17 protein-coding genes are annotated in these 18,032 nt (G+C 41.9%); 3 read left to right on the top strand and 14 right to left on the bottom strand.

Features of this window, described 5'->3' with window-relative positions; genetic code table 11:
• Positions 1-234: 234 nt before the first annotated feature.
• The 11 genes from NSQ79_RS07960 to NSQ79_RS08010 all read right to left on the bottom strand — a co-directional run bounded on the left by NSQ79_RS07960 (position 235) and on the right by NSQ79_RS08010 (position 12,749).
• Positions 235-1,248, bottom strand: a complete 1,014-nt coding sequence (locus NSQ79_RS07960) for a diacylglycerol kinase family lipid kinase (RefSeq protein ID WP_070476696.1) — start codon at positions 1,246-1,248, stop codon at positions 235-237.
• Positions 1,249-1,257: 9 nt separating this feature from the next.
• Positions 1,258-3,216, bottom strand: coding sequence for an NAD-dependent DNA ligase LigA (gene ligA / locus NSQ79_RS07965; protein WP_070476695.1), 1,959 nt, complete (start codon positions 3,214-3,216; stop codon positions 1,258-1,260).
• 50 nt (positions 3,217-3,266) lie between these two features.
• Entirely contained in the window at positions 3,267-3,776 is a 510-nt protein-coding gene (locus NSQ79_RS07970; RefSeq protein WP_048790327.1) for a QueT transporter family protein, read from the bottom strand.
• 90 nt (positions 3,777-3,866) lie between these two features.
• Positions 3,867-4,826 (bottom strand): YihY/virulence factor BrkB family protein, encoded by a 960-nt coding sequence (locus NSQ79_RS07975; protein WP_048790326.1) that lies wholly within the window; start codon positions 4,824-4,826, stop codon positions 3,867-3,869.
• 1 nt (position 4,827) lies between these two features.
• Positions 4,828-5,688, bottom strand: coding sequence for a methionyl aminopeptidase (locus NSQ79_RS07980; RefSeq protein WP_004183173.1), 861 nt, complete (start codon positions 5,686-5,688; stop codon positions 4,828-4,830).
• A 39-nt stretch (positions 5,689-5,727) separates the two neighbouring features.
• Positions 5,728-7,008, bottom strand: coding sequence for a CBS-HotDog domain-containing transcription factor SpxR (gene spxR, locus NSQ79_RS07985; protein WP_002884454.1), 1,281 nt, complete (start codon positions 7,006-7,008; stop codon positions 5,728-5,730).
• The gene (locus NSQ79_RS07990; protein ID WP_164332044.1) at positions 7,001-7,546 is read right to left on the bottom strand and encodes a GNAT family N-acetyltransferase; all 546 of its coding nucleotides are present in this window, start codon (positions 7,544-7,546) and stop codon (positions 7,001-7,003) included. Before NSQ79_RS07990 ends, spxR begins: the two co-directional genes overlap by 8 nt.
• Before the next feature lie 65 nt (positions 7,547-7,611).
• The gene (locus NSQ79_RS07995) at positions 7,612-8,874 is read right to left on the bottom strand and encodes a UDP-N-acetylglucosamine 1-carboxyvinyltransferase (protein WP_013991032.1); all 1,263 of its coding nucleotides are present in this window, start codon (positions 8,872-8,874) and stop codon (positions 7,612-7,614) included.
• An 85-nt stretch (positions 8,875-8,959) separates the two neighbouring features.
• On the bottom strand, positions 8,960-11,200 hold the full coding sequence (locus tag NSQ79_RS08000) for a DNA internalization-related competence protein ComEC/Rec2 (RefSeq protein ID WP_339313492.1): 2,241 nt from the start codon (positions 11,198-11,200) through the stop codon (positions 8,960-8,962).
• Positions 11,190-11,885: a helix-hairpin-helix domain-containing protein gene (locus NSQ79_RS08005; RefSeq protein ID WP_004183181.1), complete on the bottom strand. Its 696-nt coding sequence runs from the start codon at positions 11,883-11,885 to the stop codon at positions 11,190-11,192. Before NSQ79_RS08005 ends, NSQ79_RS08000 begins: the two co-directional genes overlap by 11 nt.
• A 108-nt stretch (positions 11,886-11,993) precedes the next feature.
• Complete coding sequence (locus NSQ79_RS08010) at positions 11,994-12,749, bottom strand: 1-acyl-sn-glycerol-3-phosphate acyltransferase (RefSeq protein WP_048790321.1); 756 nt, start codon at positions 12,747-12,749, stop codon at positions 11,994-11,996.
• A 130-nt stretch (positions 12,750-12,879) separates the two neighbouring features.
• On the opposite strand from NSQ79_RS08010, the gene NSQ79_RS08015 reads away from it, so the two are divergent.
• Genes NSQ79_RS08015 through NSQ79_RS08025 form a run of 3 tightly spaced genes read left to right on the top strand, consistent with a single transcriptional unit; the run spans position 12,880 to position 14,902 of the window.
• Positions 12,880-13,815, top strand: a complete 936-nt coding sequence (locus tag NSQ79_RS08015) for a polysaccharide deacetylase family protein (protein WP_129852028.1) — start codon at positions 12,880-12,882, stop codon at positions 13,813-13,815.
• Positions 13,816-13,864: 49 nt separating this feature from the next.
• The gene (locus NSQ79_RS08020) at positions 13,865-14,629 is read left to right on the top strand and encodes a tRNA1(Val) (adenine(37)-N6)-methyltransferase (protein WP_037599202.1); all 765 of its coding nucleotides are present in this window, start codon (positions 13,865-13,867) and stop codon (positions 14,627-14,629) included.
• A gap of 3 nt (positions 14,630-14,632) precedes the next feature.
• A complete protein-coding gene (locus NSQ79_RS08025; RefSeq protein WP_084870988.1) occupies positions 14,633-14,902 on the top strand; it encodes a GIY-YIG nuclease family protein in 270 nt (89 codons plus the stop codon).
• 91 nt (positions 14,903-14,993) lie between these two features.
• Here the strand turns inward: NSQ79_RS08025 and NSQ79_RS08030 are convergent, their stop codons facing one another.
• From NSQ79_RS08030 to NSQ79_RS08040, 3 genes are all read right to left on the bottom strand, one after another.
• Positions 14,994-15,380, bottom strand: coding sequence for an IS110 family transposase (locus NSQ79_RS08030; protein ID WP_045768432.1), 387 nt, complete (start codon positions 15,378-15,380; stop codon positions 14,994-14,996).
• A gap of 121 nt (positions 15,381-15,501) precedes the next feature.
• Positions 15,502-16,161 carry a transposase gene (locus NSQ79_RS08035; protein WP_339313495.1) on the bottom strand — a complete coding sequence of 220 codons (660 nt, stop codon included), beginning with the start codon at positions 16,159-16,161 and terminating at the stop codon, positions 15,502-15,504.
• A 271-nt stretch (positions 16,162-16,432) separates the two neighbouring features.
• Positions 16,433-18,019 carry a DEAD/DEAH box helicase gene (locus tag NSQ79_RS08040; RefSeq protein WP_301357180.1) on the bottom strand — a complete coding sequence of 529 codons (1,587 nt, stop codon included), beginning with the start codon at positions 18,017-18,019 and terminating at the stop codon, positions 16,433-16,435.
• Positions 18,020-18,032 lie beyond the last annotated feature (13 nt).

Here is an 18,032-nt window from a genome sequence, read left to right on the forward strand (position 1 = left end):
GAAAAGCAGATTCAAACTCTGGTCCTTTATTACTAAAAGCCGACTCGAAAGCCTGATCACCATTCTTTAGATGATCATCACTTAAATAATCTTCGTTCTCTTTATTAAACCTCTACTCCTCTAAATATTCTATATAACAATTTCCCAGTTTTTTCTATTGTAACAAATGAAAGCGTCATTTTCTACAAATATACTAAAAAAGCAACCTATCTTAGGTTGCTTAAAGGTTTAACATTAGTCATTCTCAATTTTTTCAGCTTCTGTACTGAATTTTTGTGCGATGGCTTCAAGAGCTAATTCATCTGTATCTGGAAGAGTGATGGCATCATCAGAAATCTCATCAATATTTGCATAAAATTCAATATGATTCTTCAGATTTTGGAGATGAATTGGTGCATCACCACCGTATTCGCCATCGAGGTTAATCATCATACGATCATCACTTAAAGGCTCAATATACAGCGAGCTCGTTTTGATATAGGAAATTCTCTTGTCATAGATGTGTTTACCACCTTGGAGAATTTGACGAATGAGGTCAACCAATTCAAAGAGGTTAGCTGTCTTAACCATGATTAGAGTAAATTTACCATCATCCAGTTTAGCATCTGGGGCAATCGTTTCAAAGCCACCAACTGAATTGGTCAAGGCAACGAAAATCATGGAAAGACCACCTTCAAAGACACCCTCGTCATGCGTAACACGAACAGGAACCTTCTTTACCTGTGGCAACAACTCTGCCCCCTTAACAAGGTAGGCCAAATAACCAAGTACTGTCTTTAAGCGACTAGGTACACTATAGGTTAGTTCCGTAAAGGAACCAGCAGCCGCAATATTGATGAAGTATTTGTCATCATAGGCACGGCCAATATCCATCTGAAGGGTCTGATTTTTAGCGATAACCTTGGCTGCTTCAACAGGATTTCCTCTTGGAATCTTCAAGGCGCGTGCAAAGTCATTTGTCGTTCCCGTTGGAATAACCGCCATTTGTGGGCGTTTTTTAAGCGGGGCAACCCCAGAAACAACCTCATTGATTGTACCATCGCCACCAGCAGCAATAACTAAGTCAAAGCCTGCTTTGGCCGCACGAGTGGCCTCATTTTTTGCTGAGTTCTCATCTGGTGTTGTTTGAAAGGCTGACGCTTCAAAGCCAGCACCTTCCAGAATATCCAAGACCTCGGCAACATTTTTTTTCATAATTTCTTGTCCAGATGTTGGATTATAAATTAAGCGGGCACGTTTTTGTTTCATATTGAACTCCTATAAATCCAGCAACCAAGCCTCATCTTTTACTTCAATTCCTAGGCTTTGTGCTTTTTCCAACTTACTTCCGGCATCACTACCAGCAACTACTAAATCTGTTTTCTTAGAGACAGAACCTGTCACCTTAGCACCCAGAGCTTCTAGTTTTGCCTTTGCTTCACTACGTTTAAGATGCTCCAATTTTCCTGTCAAAACAACTGTCTTACCAGATAAGATAGCATCATCTGCCACCTTTTGTCCAAGATAGGACAAATTAACGCCATAGGATTCCAGTTCTTTCATAAGAACTTGAGCCTCCTCCTTAGCAAAATAGCGCTGGATGGACTTGGCAATAACCTCTCCTAAACCATCTACAGCAGCAATAGCCTCGACATCTGCACTGGCTAACTCTTGTATACTTCCAAAAGCTTCTAGCAACTGCTTACTAACTTTGGCGCCAACATGACGAATACCCAAGCCATAGAGCAATTTCTCTGCAGAATTTTCTTTTGATGCTTGAATGGCTGCGTAAAGTTTTTCAGCCGACTTTTCCTTGAAACCTTCCAATTGAAGGAAATCCTGACTGTTCAAGCCATAGATATCAGCCACATCTTTAACCAATTCAGCTTTAAAGAGCTTTTCAACCACTGAAGGTCCCATACCTGCGATGTTCATGGCATCTCGAGAGGCAAAATGAATCAGGCCTTCCTTGATCTGAGCAGGGCAAGAAGGATTGATACAACGTAGGGCAACTTCATCTTCAAAATGTAAAAGACCACTGCCACAAGATGGACATTGAGTCGGTACTTCCATCGGCTCCTGTGTCGTACGCTTACTCTCTACTACACGAAGTACAGCAGGGATAATATCACCAGCTTTGTAGACAATTACGGTATCACCGATACGAATGTCTTTTTCGGCAATGTAATCTACATTATGAAGGGTGGCCCGACTAACCGTTGTCCCCGCTAATTGCACTGGAGTCAAATTAGCAGTCGGCGTTACTACACCCGTACGACCTACCTGCCAGTCCACTGAGAGAAGCTCTGCTTCCTTTTCCTCAGCCGGGAATTTATAAGCAATGGCCCAACGTGGCGCCTTAACTGTAAAACCGAGTTCTTCTTGCATAGCCAAACTATTGACTTTGATGACAACACCATCAATGTCATAGGCCAAGTGATCACGATCTTCTACAACAGCTTGAATAAAGTCCCAAATCTCATCCATCGATGATGTGACAATACGTCGTGGATTAACAGAGAAACCGAGTTCTGCCACTTCATTTAAGACATCATTTTGTGTTAGACGCTCCGTTGGACTAGCTTCCTGATAAAGGAAAGTCGCCAAACGACGCTCTGCAACCACTTTGGTATCTAATTGACGAAGAGTTCCTGCTGCAGCATTACGTGGATTGGCAAATTCGGCCTCACCATTTTCCTGGCGTTGGATGTTGATGCGTTCAAACTCAGCCCGTGGCAGGTAACACTCCCCACGCACCGTAATATTAAGAGGTTGGTCCAACTTCAAAGGAATATCTGAGATACGCTTGACATTTTCAGTGATATTCTCACCTACAGAACCATCACCACGTGTCGCACCTACCTGAAGAATACCATCCACATAGGTCAACGAGATAGAAAGCCCATCGATTTTGAGTTCAGCCATATAATCAGCATTAGGAAATTCGTCCTTAACCCTCTTATCAAAGGCATCTAGCTCTTCTCGTGAAAAAGCATCCTGCAAACTATAAAGCGGATACTCATGTTGATATTTTTCAAAACCATCAAGTACCAGCCCTCCCACACGATGTGTTGGACTATCTGCTTGAACAAGTTCTGGATGTTCAGCCTCCAAAGCTACAAGCTCACGATAAAGCTTATCATACTCGGCATCTGACACTGATGGATTATCTTCCGTATAATACTCTTTTGCATACTGGTTAAGTTTAACAACCAGCTCTTTCATTCGTTTTTCCATAGGAACATTTTAACATAAAAGCAGAAAAAAACGCCTTTACAGACGTTAATTTAGGAAACAAAATCAATAACTTTGGCCAATTTCTTAATGAGAATTGCACCAACTAAGAGAGAAGCCAATTCTCCTATAGCAACAGTGAACCAAGTTGCCCAAAATGGTGCCTGAGTAACCAAGGTCAACTCAGCCGCAATTGTCACCATGAAGAATGAGAAGTAAAAGGCAAAGTAAACATGAGCCTTGTCAAAAAGTCCACCTAAAATATCTTGGTTCTTAAATCGGTCGAAGAAATAAACACCTGAACCGACAAAGACCAGTGTCGAGAGACTTCCGACAACCACATCAATCATGTTAAAGCTAAAGAAATTAGCAATCACACAGCCCAAAGTCACGGCAATGATATACTTGCGATTATAAAATCCTAAAAGATTGAACATTTCTGCAATTCGGAACTGGTAGGGACCATACGAAATTAAGTTAAAAGGTGGCACAACAGTCAAGACTACATAAAGAGCTGCCACAATAGCAATATGTGTTAAATCACGAACAGTTTGTTTTTTCATTTTTCCTCCATAATCATTATCTTTTTATTATCTACAAAGGATAATATTCCCGTCAAAAGAGCCTGGATCTCACCAAGCTCTCTTTATCATCTAGGAATCATCCTCATCTTTTTTGTGTTTTTTGCTGTCACTACCATCTCCAGAAAAGCTCTGAATAATAGTAATCACATCTCCTCTTCTACTTTTCAGTTCACCTTGTCTAAGCTCTTGATAGGTCGCATTAAAGACGGCCCCCAAAATCAAAATCCTGGCCAAGAAGATGAACCAAAGCATGAAGACGAAAATCATAATGGATCCAAATAACTTGATATCAACTAATCGACTCAAGGTACGAATCACATAAGTTCCAAACAAGTTGCTTAAATAGCCAATCACCAAAGTCGTAAAGATAGTCCCTGGCATAACAAAGCGGATTTTTCGAATCTTCACATTCGGAAGCACAAAATAAAGCACCATCATTCCCAGGAAGACAACTGCAATACTCAGAGGCTGGATACTATTTAAAATAAACTGAGTCATCTTGGAACCAATAGGATAGGTCTGTGTAATAACTCTAAGGACCGACTGAATAATCGTAGACAGCATTAGTGCAAAGGTGAGCAGGAACAAGATGACCAGACTCATGAAACCACCAACAATATGACTAATAAAGACATCACGGTGTTCTGAAGCACCATATACCTTGTTAATCGCCTTTTGAAGCGAAGACAAGGACTTAATCATTGTCCAGAATCCCGTCAAAGAGGCAACTCCCAACAACTGTCCAGAAGGTGTCGAGAAGATATCCTGAACAACGTTGGCTGCAGGTGCATAAAACTGCTTAGGAAGGTGCTCATTCATAAACTTCAAGAGATCAGTCGTATCAATATTCAGATAGGGAAAGACATTTGCCGCAATGACAATAAGCGGAAAAACCGTCAAAATGAGGTAGTAAGCCACTGCGATAGTTGAAATATCTATCTCTGCACTACGATAATGCCTAAGATAAACCTGCAAAGGGCGCCATTGGAGTTTATCCAATAGACGGGACATTAAGCCTTGTCGTTTCATATTAGTAAGTTCTTTCTTCGCCTTGAGAAGTCAAAATTACTGGACCATCCTTAGTGATAACAAATTGGTGCTCATATTGACAAGAAAGTCCACCGTCAAGAGTTTTGTGAGCCCAACCCGTTTCAAGGTCAGTATCGATTTCCCAAGTACCAGTGTTAATCATTGGCTCGATAGTCAAAACCATTCCTTCTTTAAGACGGAGACCTCGTCCAGCCACCCCATAGTTTGGCACCATTGGTTCTTCGTGCATTGTTGGTCCAACTCCGTGTCCAACCAAATCACGAACAACACCGTAACCACGACTTTCAGCGTATTCTTGGATAGCTGCACCGATATCACCGATACGGTTACCGACTACCGCTTGTTCAATGCCAAGGTACATAGCCTCACGTGTTACTTCCATAAGTTTTTTAACTTCGTCAGATGGCGTTCCAATCGCATAAGCCCAACATGAGTCAGCCAAACCGCCAGAATATGATTCCGTGTATTTTTTAACCTGAGCAACATTGTCAAAATCCAATTTTGACACATCAAGGACTGACTTATCGATAGGTTCTGACAAGACCATATCAACCTTCAAGAGGTCACCATCTTTCAAAATATAGTGACGTGGAAAGGCATGTGCCACTTCGTCATTAAGGCCACAGCATGTCGCATAAGGGTAATCCATAATGCTTCCCTCAACCCCAATCTGAAGGGGAAGGACATTCTCTTCTTTACAACGACGACGCACATACTCTTCCACTTCCCACATGTCTACTCCTGGTTTCAAGAGGTCACGTAGACCAATGTGAATACTAGCAAGAAAATCCCCTGCCCTATCCATTGCTTCAATTTCACGTGCTGATTTTAATGTAATCATTGTTTTCTCCGTTTTCTTTATATCTTTTATTTTTAGTTACTAAGTTTTCTTAACCACAACGACTGATTTGCAGACGGTATGATTCCCGTGAGTAACCATAAGGTCCAGATGAGCTCTACGTCTGGTCTCAGCAATAATACTTGGTGTAATCGTCACCTTGTCATCGATCTGAGCTGCCTGAAGAAAGTAAAACATCATCTCTTCAATCACAAGACCATTTTGCTCCTGCTTTTCCATGATACGATAGACAACCTCTTTAACCATCTCTGCAAGAACACCCTGAGTGAGGTTCCCAGAATTGTCAATCATAGTGGGCTCTACCTCAAAACTGAAAGCATGCTTGTCCTGGTTCAGGTTAGCTATCATTTGATCGCTAAAGGTATGCAAGTTGCCACGATTATTGTCCTGAAGTTCTTCCAAAACCTGACGACGGGTGATAACACCTAGATAGTGTTTTTCTTCGTCCACAACAGGAATGATATCAAAGTCTTCAAAAATCATCTTTTGGGCAACAGTTGCCAGACTAGTCTCAAGTCGTGTCACCGTCGGCTTGGTCATGATTGCCTTAAGCATGGTCGTCGGTTGCTGATTAGACACATCCCGCATGGTCACAATCCCAATCACTTTTTCAGACTCAGATAGAATTGGAAAACGTACCAAGTTGGTCCGTTTAACCAAATTCTGAAAATCCCTGACCGTCATTTCTGGAGTCATGTAGTTGTAGTCTTCTCGTCTGGTATAGACTTGAGCTACAGTCTTGATGTCTGTTTTGATGCGGACATTCGAAAGTGCCTGGTTAATCATGGTTGCCACGGTAAAGGTATCGTAAGTTGTTACCATGACCGGAAATTGCTTCAAACGAGAAAGCTCTTTTACCCTGTCGGAAACCTGAAAGCCCCCTGTCACTAGAATAGCATTATTGTGTTCCAGGGCAAGCAATTGAATATCCTCACGGTCCCCAACAATAAGAAGATCTCCCTTGGTGAGATAACGGGTGATATTCTCAATAGTCATGGCTCCAATATAGAACTTACTGAAGACACGTTCCAGACCTTCATGACCAGAGATAACCTCAGACTCCGTAATCTCTGCAATCTCCGCAAAGGTCAGCCTATCAAGACGAACTTGGACTTTCTTTTCAATTCGAACCGTCCCACTCCGAGGACGTGTCTCAACCAATCCTCGATTTTCAGCTTCTTTAATTGCTCGATAGGCAGTTCCATCAGAAACCTGTAAGTGATTCGAAATACTACGCACACTAACACGCTTACCGATGGGCAAGGCCTCAAGATAATCTAGAATTTCTTGATGTTTACTCACAGTTCTCCTCCTTCTCAAAGCGGAGATAATCACGCATGGTACGAGTGTATCGGTCTGCTCCCTTAAAGCGAGACACAAGTTTAAAGCCAGATTTTTCCGCTACACGAATCGATGCCTTATTTTCCAAATGTGCAATAAGGATAATACGATCCATTCCCATAGCTGTCAAAGCCAAATCTGACAGACAGGTAACCGCCTCAGTCATTAGACCTCTACCCCAGTAAGAGGCATTCAGAAAATAGCCAAGCTCTGCAGTCCGTTTCTGGGCATCTATCTTTTCAAAACGAACGACGCCAATCACCTTATCTAACTCTTTATCTACAATCGCCCATACACCTAGAGGCTCCTTCATGAAATAATGGACCAAAAGGCAATCCGTTTCATGCTGTGTTTGAGTGGCAGGAAAGAAAAATTGTAGATTCTGAGGATTTGATACAATTTCGTGTAAATCAAAACGATCCAAAAAGATGAGTGGTCTAAAAGAAAGGCGCTCCGACTCAAAAAAGGCAAAAGCACCCAGACTAGTCCAAATATCCATGATAGTATTATAACACAGTTTTAGAAATGGAAAAAGGCTCAACCACTAGGGGTTGAACCTTAGACTTAATCTTCAATCAAACGAATATCTGCACCAAGGTCAGAAAGTTTCTCAATGATATTTGAATACCCGCGAAGGATAAACTCAATATTGGTAATTTCAGTTTGACCTTCTGCCATAAGACCTGCCGTAACAAGCGCCGCACCCGCACGTAAATCACTAGCTTTTACTGGTACACCTGAGAGTTGCGTTGGACCGTTATAAACAATCTGTCCACCGAGTACTTGAATATCAGCTCCCATACGAGCCAATTCAGGAACGTGGTTCACACGTTTTTCATAAATTGTATCTATGATTTTTCCTCGACCACTTGCTTTCAATAACAACGGTGTCATCGGTTGTTGTAAATCTGTTGCAAAACCTGGATAAGGCGACGTCTTAATGTCAACAGGTTTTAGATCACCTTGCTCTTCCACAAAGATGGCATCTTCTTCAACTGTCATACGAACACCCATTGCTTCAAGTTTAGCAATAAAACTTTCAAGGTGTTCATAAAGAACATTTTTAACCTTAACTCCCTTACCGATAGCTGCGGCCATAGCAATGTAAGAACCCGCTTCAATACGGTCTGGAATAACTTGGTGACGAGTGCCATGTAAGCTTTCTACACCGTCAATCGTGATAACCTCTGTACCAGCGCCACGTACACGCGCGCCCATATTGTTAAGAAGAGTTGCTACATCAATAATCTCAGGTTCACGCGCCGCATTTTCAATAACCGTACGACCCTCAGCCTTAGCTGCTGCCAACATGGTATTGATAGTCGCTCCAACACTGACCGTATCCATGTAAATATGAGCACCCTTAATGCATTGACCAGCATCAGTCGCAATACGCATAGACTCCGCTTCATAGGAAATGCTAGCACCCATCGCTTCAAACGCCTTAAGGTGAAGGTCAATAGGACGTGGTCCCAAATCACAGCCACCTGGCAAACCTACTGTTGCCTGTCCGTAACGTCCAAGCAAGCTACCGTAGAAATAGTAAGAAGCACGAAGGCTGTTAATCTTACCAAATGGCATTGGCATATCCTTAACGCCTCGTGGATCAATTTCAAGTGTTTCGCCATCACGCTTAACAGAACCACCCATTACTTCTATAATTTCAATGAGGTTATCGACGTCGCTGATTGCTGGTACCCCGTCAAGGGTAACCACTCCATCAGATAAAATAATAGCTGGAATCAATGCAACAACTGAATTTTTAGCCCCTGATACTGTAACTTCTCCCTGAAGTTTCTTACCACCATTGATGATAATTTTACGCATACTGTTCAATCTTTCTTATACTGGAATATTAGCCTTTACATTCTACCATAGATTGAGGTGCATGACAAATTAAGAACTCTAACAATTATCGGACAGTTTCACTTGACCACTTAAACCACCCCTTAAAACGGATAGCACCGTTCTGGTCTGTTCGTAAAACCTTAATGTGACGTTTCTTAAAACGCTTCAAAGTTTCATCATTTGGATGTTTATAACGATTGTTCTCACCGGCTGAAACAAGGGCAAGGGAGGGCTGCAACTGGTCCAAAAACGCTTCAGACGATGACCCTTTTGAACCGTGGTGCCCAGCTTTGAGGATGCCTGCCTTTAAATTGGGATAACTGACCATCAGTTCCTCCTCTCCTTCCTTTTCCAAATCACCCGTAAACAAAAAACTGTTTCCTAATAGTTTTCCGTAAAGAACTATCGAATCATTGTTACCACCATCACCAATTTTATTTGGATAAAGAACCTGTAGCTTACTTCCCATCATAGGCAGTTTATCACCAGCTTTTAGAGTGCGAACTGGGCGTTTTAAAGTCCGAAGTCGTTTCACAAAACTAGGCTTAGTCAAAGCCCCCTGACTGACACAGACTTCCTTAATCTTAAACCGCTTGGCTACTTCTTCCAAATCACCAATATGGTCTGTGTCCGTATGAGTCAGGACCAGATGATCAATTTGAGACACTCCCCTAGCCTGTAGATAGGGAATCAAGGTTTTCTCCGCATTGCTCGTCTGACTAGCCTCTTGCCATTTTTCCTTTGAGCCGAAAGTCACCTTGCCACCCACATCAATTAGGATGGTATCGCCTTTCATACTCCTCAGAAAAATACTATCTCCCTGACCAACGTCAACCATAGTCACCTCATTGGTTAAAGGATGTTTGACCCAGACCATCAAAAGACCAAAAATCATCAAAAGGCAAATCCTAAACTGGGGCTTTTTCCAAAAATCAAAGAGCAGAACCAATACAGCTATCATCAAGCCAAACTGAAACAAACTAGGTTTCCCTAAAATCAAAGGCTGGCCTATCCAGGATTGTATCCAAGTCAAAAAGGCCTCCATCCATTCAAAAAGTGGGTTGATTTGAGAAAAGATTACCAGTCCTGAAAGAGCAAAGAAGACTGTCAATACAGGCAAGAGAAAGCTATCAAATACTATCGAAAACATCGCCGTCAGAATTAAACTCACCGGTTGAAAGGTCCCATAATAGAAAGTTAGAAAAGGCAAAATCCCAAGACTCAACACTAAGCTCGTACAGATTGACTTTTTAAGAGATGGCATCTCCTCAAAATCAAACAAACACAACAAGAAGGCGTAGGAACAACTTAAAACACCTCCCACTGTTAAAAGAAAATGAGGTAAAAAGAGAAACAATAGAAGCAAGGTTATCCCCATATTGTCCAGTTTTTTAATACCAAACTCCGCCAGCAAACTTTGAATCAGGGAACGTAGGACTGAAGCTGTCCAGCCTGTCATTAAGCCATAGCATAAGGAAAAAGGCAGTAAAACAATAAATAGATAATCTTTAGGAAGGCCCAAGCGTAGGAGTCCGTAGCGAAACCATCCCAGAAAAAAGCCCACTTGCATCCCTGAAAGTGCGAATAGATGAATAATCCCTAAACTTGTGTAAAGCTGACTTTGCTCATCAAACTCCTTATCCAAATACCCAAAGAGTAGGCCTGTCATATAGTGTCTCATAGGATTAGGAAAGTGCGTCTGGATATGAACCAAAGCCTTCCTCCTCAGTTGATGAAAAAAAGCTAGGGGAGATGTGGTTTTTTGAGGCACCACATGGTCCAAGCGCTCAATCTGAGCCATTCGATAAATACCTTGACTGGATAGATAAGACTGATAATTAAACCCTTGAAAATTACGTTGACCAGTTGCTGGGGATAACTTTATTTTCCCTTTTAATACCAGCGTTTGGCTAGTAGTCTTATAAAAATGCTGCTCCTTCTCAGATTTAAGTCGGTAAAAGACCTGATAGGTTTGTCCCTTTGCCTTTCCGATAGCTGATAATTGCTCACCATTAACCGACAGCGTATCAGCAACCAGAGTCACCTGATTAATTTCAGCAGGAGCTTGTTTATCTTGTATGATAGCTCTGTGATGCAAGAATAAAAAGTAGACCAAAAAGAAACTACCTACAAGTCCCACCAACTTTAGGGCTGCCTTATTCTTCCAATGATGCTTCAAAAAACATCCTAAAAGAAAAGCAAAAGCCCCCATAGCATAAACATTAGTGACAAAAATCGTAAAATAAAGAGCAGCTATTAAAAGAGTCAAGGAAAAAAGATTGATGGGAGCTTTTTTAAGCCACATAGAGGGACTCTCTGATTTTATCTAAAGTTTTATCACCAATTCCTGAGACATTTTTCAAGTCATCTACGGATTGAAAACCTCCATGACTTTCACGATAGGCAATGATATCCTCTGCCCGCTTAGCTCCAATTCCAGAAATGGTTTGCAACTCCTCTGAGGTCGCTGTGTTTAAGTTGATTTTACCATCCTTAGCACTAGTTTGCCCTCCTTTGTCAGAGACCTGACCAGTTCCTGATTGACCAAGAACAGAGAGGTTTTCATCCTTAGTTGCCACATAGACAACCTCTTCGTCCGACAGACTTGCGGCTAAATTAACACTCTTAGCATCCGCATCCTCAGTCATTCCCCCAGCAGCTTTGATGGCATCAGTCACCCTAGCGCTTGCTTTTAAGGTATAAACACCCGGATTAGCCACAGCCCCCTTAACATCTACCGTTACTTTTGACTCACCCTTTTCACTTCCTTCAGTCTTTGACTGGGAAGACGCCTCAGAAAGAGACTGTGAGCTTTGTTTGGAGGAGGAGGTTGACAAAGCTGTCACATCTGTATAAGACGTCTCCGCCTCCATGCTGTTGCCGGCACCGTAAGTCATCCATAGGAAGAAGCAAAAAATCACCATCAGTACAGCAATAACACTCACAAACAGACAATTATCTTTGACATAGGCTAGAATCTTTTCCTTCACGCTATTCTCCTTAATTGATATATTTTCTTTCTTATTCGTAAAAAATTTGAAAAATATATCAAAAAGTAAAAAAACTCCATCAGATCTATGTCTGACAGAGTTATTAGCTTATTTCTGCGTTTCTTTGGCACGGTGTTTTTCAGGGTTCCAAACAAAGCTAGCTACATATGAGAAAGCCATGGTCAAAAGCACTGCAATAATAGCCACAAGACCGAGAGGTACACGGTAAATATAAGTGAATGGGTTTGGTTTCTTGCCTGTTTGATAGCTCAAAGCTTCTTCATCGAGACGATCAAATTCAGACTGGATACGACGAGCAACCTCTTGAATATTTTCATCATTCAAACGCTTCAAATCTGAAATATCAATAGGATTACCATAGTTCATATCCACACGTTCGCCCGTCAAGAGCCCCTTGAGCTCACGAGGTCCTTGATAGACAACTGGCATAATCTTAACCTTGGCCATCTTAGCGATAACCGCAACCCCACCCTTAACATCAGAAGAATGACGACTACCACTTGGGAACATAATCAAACTACGATTACTCTTCTTAAGCATGTTAACAGGGTACTTGATAGCTTCTTGACCAGGATTTTCACGGTCAATTGGGAAGGCGCCACACATGCGGATCCACCAACCAAAGATACGGCTCTTGAAGAGTTCTTTCTTAGCCATGAAAATAAACTGCTTAGGACGGGCTGAAAAAGCCATATAAACAGGGTCCCACCAAGTTCGGTGCGGAGCAACCAAGATATAGTTTTCATCCTTGTTCAATAATTTATCGCGATTGTGGTAATGGGCATTACCATTGATAATCCATAGAAGGAAGACAACAAGCCCACGTAAATAAGCGTAAAACACGTTTTTACCTCTTTTTCTACAAGTTTTTTACTATTATACCAAAAAAAGGAGATCTTTTTTCATCGAATTTCTTTGTAAAAGTCTTGAAAATGGTGTGGCACTTTCTAATAGTTTGAGCTATAATGTAACTATGAAAAAAAGTATTGAGATTATAGGGAAAAATCGAAAGGCACTTAATCTTTGCCTCATTATTGCAAACTTGGCTGTTTTGGCTATCCTAGGCTTTGTCCTATTCCAACGCCATAACACGAAATCTGAACAAGTAGCCAAGTCTGAAAAGACTGAACAAGTCACTAATGGCGCAAGTTCATCTTCAGAAAAAGCTAAAGAAGATGATAAGACACAACTTAAGAAAGGTAGTAACCACAGCATTGCAGCTTCTGACTATGCTTACGATGTTACTGCTGTGAATAACACTATTCAAGGCAAGTCTCAGGATATCGACGACAAGGTAGTCTTTTTAACATTTGACGATGGGATTGATCCAACACTGACCCCACAAGTCATGAGTATTTTGAAAGAATACGGTGTTCACGCCACATTCTTCCACATTGGTTACACCATTACACAAGAAAATGCGGACATCCTCAAACGCCAAATTACAGAAGGACATGCGATTGCCAACCATAGCCTCAGCCATAACTTTAATCTCCTTTATCCAGGACGTGTTCCTAATCAAAGTCAGATTGTTTCTGAGGTTAACCAAACCATGGCTAATTTCCAAGCCGTCCTAGGTAAAGACTTCAAGACAAGAATCTTCCGTTATCCTGGTGGTCATATGTCATGGCAAGGTCTAGAAAGTACTGACCAAGCTCTCGCCAAGGAAGGTGTCCAGTGGATTGACTGGAATATGCTTTGTGGTGATGCAGAACCAGCCTCTGTTCGCCCAACGACATCTGAAAGCATGATGGCCTACTTGGATGGTTCACAAAAATATTTCCCTGAGAGTCATGTTAAGGTTGTCCTTATGCACGACACTGCTGGTAAGGAACTCACAGTTCAGACCCTTCCACAAATCATCGAATACTTCAAAGACCAAGGCTACACCTTTGGTGTCCTAGAGTAATCACTCACAACAGTTCCTTTGGGAGCTGTTTTTTGTTACAATAAAAGCTATGACAAATCCAATTTTAAAAGATGGAGAACGCATTGACCAACTCTTCTCCACAGATGTAAAAATCATACAAAACAAGGAGGTCTTTAGCTATTCTATCGACAGTGTCCTCCTCTCTCGATTTCCAAAAATTCCCAAGAAGGGGTTAATCGTCGACCTCTGTTCGGGAAATGGTGCCGTTGGCCTCTTTGCTAGTACACGTACTGAGGCACCAATTACCTTGGTTGAGCTACAAGAACGTCTGGCTGACATGGCCAAGCGTTCCGTCACTCTCAACCAGCTAGAGGACCAGGTGACCGTTGTCAATGACGACCTAAAAAATTTGCTTGACCATGCCCCACGATCTCAGGTAGACCTTATTCTCTGTAACCCTCCCTACTTTAAGGCGACAGAAACGTCCAAGAAGAATCTGTCCGAGCACTACCTCTTGGCCCGTCACGAAATCACGACCAATCTAGAGGAAATTTGCCAGGTCGCTCGTCATGCCCTCAAATCTAACGGACGTATTGCCATGGTGCATCGTCCTGACCGCTTTTTGGATATCATCGATACTATGCGCCAGTATAATCTAGCGCCTAAACGCATCCAGTTTATTTATCCTAAGATGGGACGTGAGGCAAATATGCTCCTGATTGAAGCCATTAAAGACGGCTCGACAGATGGCTTGAAAATCCTTCCGCCTCTCTTTGTGCATAAGGAAAATGGCGACTATACCGACGAAATCTTTGAGATTTACTTTGGAAAAAAGACTGAGGGTGAGTCCTAGACGATGACAGAAAAGGATAACAAGGCCTACATGTATGTGGTTGAGTGTGCCGATGGCACCCTCTATACAGGCTATACCACAGACGTCGAACGCCGCCTCAAAACCCATAATGCAGGCAAAGGCGCCAAGTATACCAGAGCCCGCCTACCAGTTAAACTCCTCTATTCAGAAGTCTTTGACAGCAAGCCTGAAGCCATGAGCGCCGAAGCACTCTTTAAGAGAAAAAGCCGAGAGAAAAAACTAGCCTATATCAAAGAACACACGGAAAAATAACCGTGTGTTTTTATTTGAAAAAAACATCAAAAATAGCGCAAAAAACTCTTCTTGTGTTATACTGTAATTGAGATTTTTTAAATTTTTGGTGTTAGAACTGTTGCCTCAGTCCTAGCACTTTTTCTTTGTCGTATTCTTGGTGTGTTGCGAGAATTTTGTAAATGATACGAAGCAGCTTATGTGCGCAAGCAATGACGGCTTTCATCTTACTTCCTCTTTGGGAAATTTTGCTATAAAAAGATGAAAACGCATTGTCTTTAGAGTGAGCCGCAATCAATCCCGACATGGTCAAAGCCTGTTTGATATATCGATTTCCTTGCGTGATATGTGAGGATTTTTTAATGCCAGCACTTTCATAAGATCCTGGGCAGAGCCCAGCCCAAGAAGCTAAGTGTGCGTCTGATTGAAAAGCCTTCACATCTGGTCCAATCTCAGCTAAAATAGTGGCTGCACAAGTTTCACTCACACCAGGAATCATTTGAAGTAATCTATTTTCTTCAGGGAAACTCCTTTTCGATATAAGCTATCATTTCACTCCTTAATTTATTCATGAGTTTTTGATACAATTGATATTCTTCTAGGCTTTGCTCCAAGAGAAATCAATCCTCCAGTGACAACTTCCCATTCATGGCCTCCATTAATTCTTCGGGACTTGCTTTGACATGCTTGTGAATACAAGCTGTCACATTGTCATAATCAATGAGTTCCCCATTGATAAAGAGCGTTAAAAGAGACTGTCCTGTCTTAGAGAAGATATCAGAAAGATAGCTGGTTAGTTTGATATTAGCACGTTGTAAGAGGTTATGAATCTCATTCTTTATTTGAGTTTGACGTTGTTTGTAAGAACGTAACCTACGAGTGAGTAAACGTAACTGCATCACTTCAGGGCTTGGAATGTAAGATGGCTCAATAAGTCCACAACGTCCGAGCTGTGCAATCCATTCGGCATCTTTCATGTCTGTTTTTCGACCAGGCACATTCTTAATATGTTGGGGGTTAGCTAATATCAAATTGAGTTCTGAGTCTGAGAATATATTAAAGAGTGGTACCCAATATTGGCCAGTGCTTTCAAAAAAGACATGTGTGACGTGATTTTCCAATAACCAATCTAAGGCGTTTTGGAGAGCTATAGTTGTTGTACCAAATTTTTTCTGAATCTTTTTAGGTTTATTGCTTTCTAGTGGACCATCTAGAATACAACAAACGATAGACTTTTGGTGGACATCAATTCCACAACAAGTTTCAATCATAACTTCCATTACAAAAACCTCCTGTTAACTATTGAACAATAGAACAAGAGGCTATTAGTAATTTTATTTTCATGCTCAAGGCATATTCGAGTTATCTCATAACTCTTGTTCATCCAGTTTTTGATACAGGCTAGGCAAAGCCCTATTAAAGACAACGGATTGGTATTGTTCACCTTCATTATAAGCCGAACTTTCTTTTCTGTCATGAGTTAGCAGGCTAAGCCTGCTTAGAGTTTTTGATATTGGAAAACGCTCTATTTTCATAGAGCGTTTTCATTGTTTATTTATCACCCTTGTTACGGATAACAAAGCCGTTTTTCTTTTCGCTTGAGGTACGGTGTGGGCGTTTATTGCCACGGTTTTCGAAGTCACGGCTATTCTTCTTAGACTTGCGTTTGAAGTCACGACGGCCACCATCTCGGTCATCGCGGTTACGGTCGCCACGGTATCCACCACGACGGTTGTTATCGCGACCACGGTTGCCACGGCCACCTTTGCCGCCTTTACCACCAAAGCCACCACCTGATGGTTTGAATGGCAATGGTTTTTCACGGGCAATTTCCACTTCTGGCATTGTCTCTGGGTCTTGAACGGTCAAGCTCAAGATGTAAAGTGCCAATTCTTCAGGAGTGAATTCTTGAGCCAATTTTACCGCATCACCCTTGAACTTGTCAAAGTTAGAACGGATAGCTTCATCCGCAAAGTCGCGTTCGATCTTCTTAAGGGCAACTTTCTTCTTAGCTTGGAAGGCTTCTTGAGCTGTTGGTGGCTTAAGACCTTTCATGCGTTTCTTGGTCAAGTTTTCGATGATTCCCAAGTAACCCATTTCGTTTGGTGCTACGAAAGTAATAGATTGACCTGATTGGCCTGCACGTCCTGTACGTCCAATACGGTGAACGTAGCTTTCTGGATCTTGTGGAATATCGTAGTTGTAGACGTGAGTGACACCTGAAATGTCAAGACCACGCGCTGCAACGTCTGTCGCAACCAAGATATCGATTTGGTCGTTCTTGAAGTCACGGATAACACGAAGACGTTTGTTTTGGTCAAGGTCACCGTGGATACCCTCTGCACGGAAACCACGAAGTTTCAAGCCACGTGTCAACTCGTCCACACGACGTTTGGTACGACCAAAGACAATTGACAATTCTGGTTGGTCAACATCCATAAGGCGAGTCATGGTATCAAACTTCTCTTGTTCCTTCACTCGGATAAAGTATTGGTCAACGTTAACATTGGTCAATTCTTTAGCCTTGATTTTCACATGCTCAGGGTCTTTCATGAACTGCACACCAATACGTTTGATGGCATCAGGCATAGTTGCTGAGAAAAGGAGAGTTTGACGTTCTTCTGGTACTCGGCTAATGATAGCTTCAATGTCTTCAAGGAAGCCCATGTTAAGCATTTCATCAGCTTCATCCAAAATCAAAGTCTTGATGTTATTGAGTTTAAGAGCCTTACGTTTGATAAGGTCAAGGAGACGACCTGGTGTCCCTACAACGATGTGGGCACCTGAACGAAGGGCCTTGATTTGTTTTTCAATGCTAGAACCACCGTAGACTGAGCGAACTTTAACGCCTTTGTCACGACCAAAACGGAAAAGCTCTTCTTGAGATTGCACTGCCAACTCACGTGTTGGGGCAATAACAAGGGCTTGGATTGTATTTTCTTCTGTACGAATTTTATCTAGGGTAGGCAAACCAAAGGCAGCTGTTTTACCAGTACCAGTTTGGGCCTGACCGATAACATCCTTACCTTCAAGAGCGAGTGGAATTGTCAACTCTTGGATAGGTGATGGTTTTTCAAAACCGGCAGCTACAACAGCTGATTGGATGTCTTCTGATAGGTTTAAATCTGTAAATTTCAAAGTATTCTTCTTT

The sequence above is a fragment of the Streptococcus sp. FSL W7-1342 genome (assembly GCF_037966635.1).
Classification (GTDB): Bacteria; Bacillota; Bacilli; order Lactobacillales; family Streptococcaceae; genus Streptococcus; species Streptococcus salivarius_D.

What these genes read in the sequence shown, in the direction of transcription:
- NSQ79_RS07960 (WP_070476696.1), bottom strand. Translation starts at nt 1,248, where the DNA reads ATGAAACAAAAACGTGCCCGCTTAATTTATAATCCAACATCTGGACAA.
- ligA (WP_070476695.1), bottom strand. Translation starts at nt 3,216, where the DNA reads ATGGAAAAACGAATGAAAGAGCTGGTTGTTAAACTTAACCAGTATGCA.
- NSQ79_RS07970 (WP_048790327.1), bottom strand. Translation starts at nt 3,776, where the DNA reads ATGAAAAAACAAACTGTTCGTGATTTAACACATATTGCTATTGTGGCA.
- NSQ79_RS07975 (WP_048790326.1), bottom strand. Translation starts at nt 4,826, where the DNA reads ATGAAACGACAAGGCTTAATGTCCCGTCTATTGGATAAACTCCAATGG.
- NSQ79_RS07980 (WP_004183173.1), bottom strand. Translation starts at nt 5,688, where the DNA reads ATGATTACATTAAAATCAGCACGTGAAATTGAAGCAATGGATAGGGCA.
- NSQ79_RS07990 (WP_164332044.1), bottom strand. Translation starts at nt 7,546, where the DNA reads ATGGATATTTGGACTAGTCTGGGTGCTTTTGCCTTTTTTGAGTCGGAG.
- NSQ79_RS07995 (WP_013991032.1), bottom strand. Translation starts at nt 8,874, where the DNA reads ATGCGTAAAATTATCATCAATGGTGGTAAGAAACTTCAGGGAGAAGTT.
- NSQ79_RS08000 (WP_339313492.1), bottom strand. Translation starts at nt 11,200, where the DNA reads ATGTGGCTTAAAAAAGCTCCCATCAATCTTTTTTCCTTGACTCTTTTA.
- NSQ79_RS08015 (WP_129852028.1), top strand. Translation starts at nt 12,880, where the DNA reads ATGAAAAAAAGTATTGAGATTATAGGGAAAAATCGAAAGGCACTTAAT.
- NSQ79_RS08020 (WP_037599202.1), top strand. Translation starts at nt 13,865, where the DNA reads ATGACAAATCCAATTTTAAAAGATGGAGAACGCATTGACCAACTCTTC.
- NSQ79_RS08025 (WP_084870988.1), top strand. Translation starts at nt 14,633, where the DNA reads ATGACAGAAAAGGATAACAAGGCCTACATGTATGTGGTTGAGTGTGCC.
- NSQ79_RS08030 (WP_045768432.1), bottom strand. Translation starts at nt 15,380, where the DNA reads ATGATTCCTGGTGTGAGTGAAACTTGTGCAGCCACTATTTTAGCTGAG.
- NSQ79_RS08035 (WP_339313495.1), bottom strand. Translation starts at nt 16,161, where the DNA reads ATGGAAGTTATGATTGAAACTTGTTGTGGAATTGATGTCCACCAAAAG.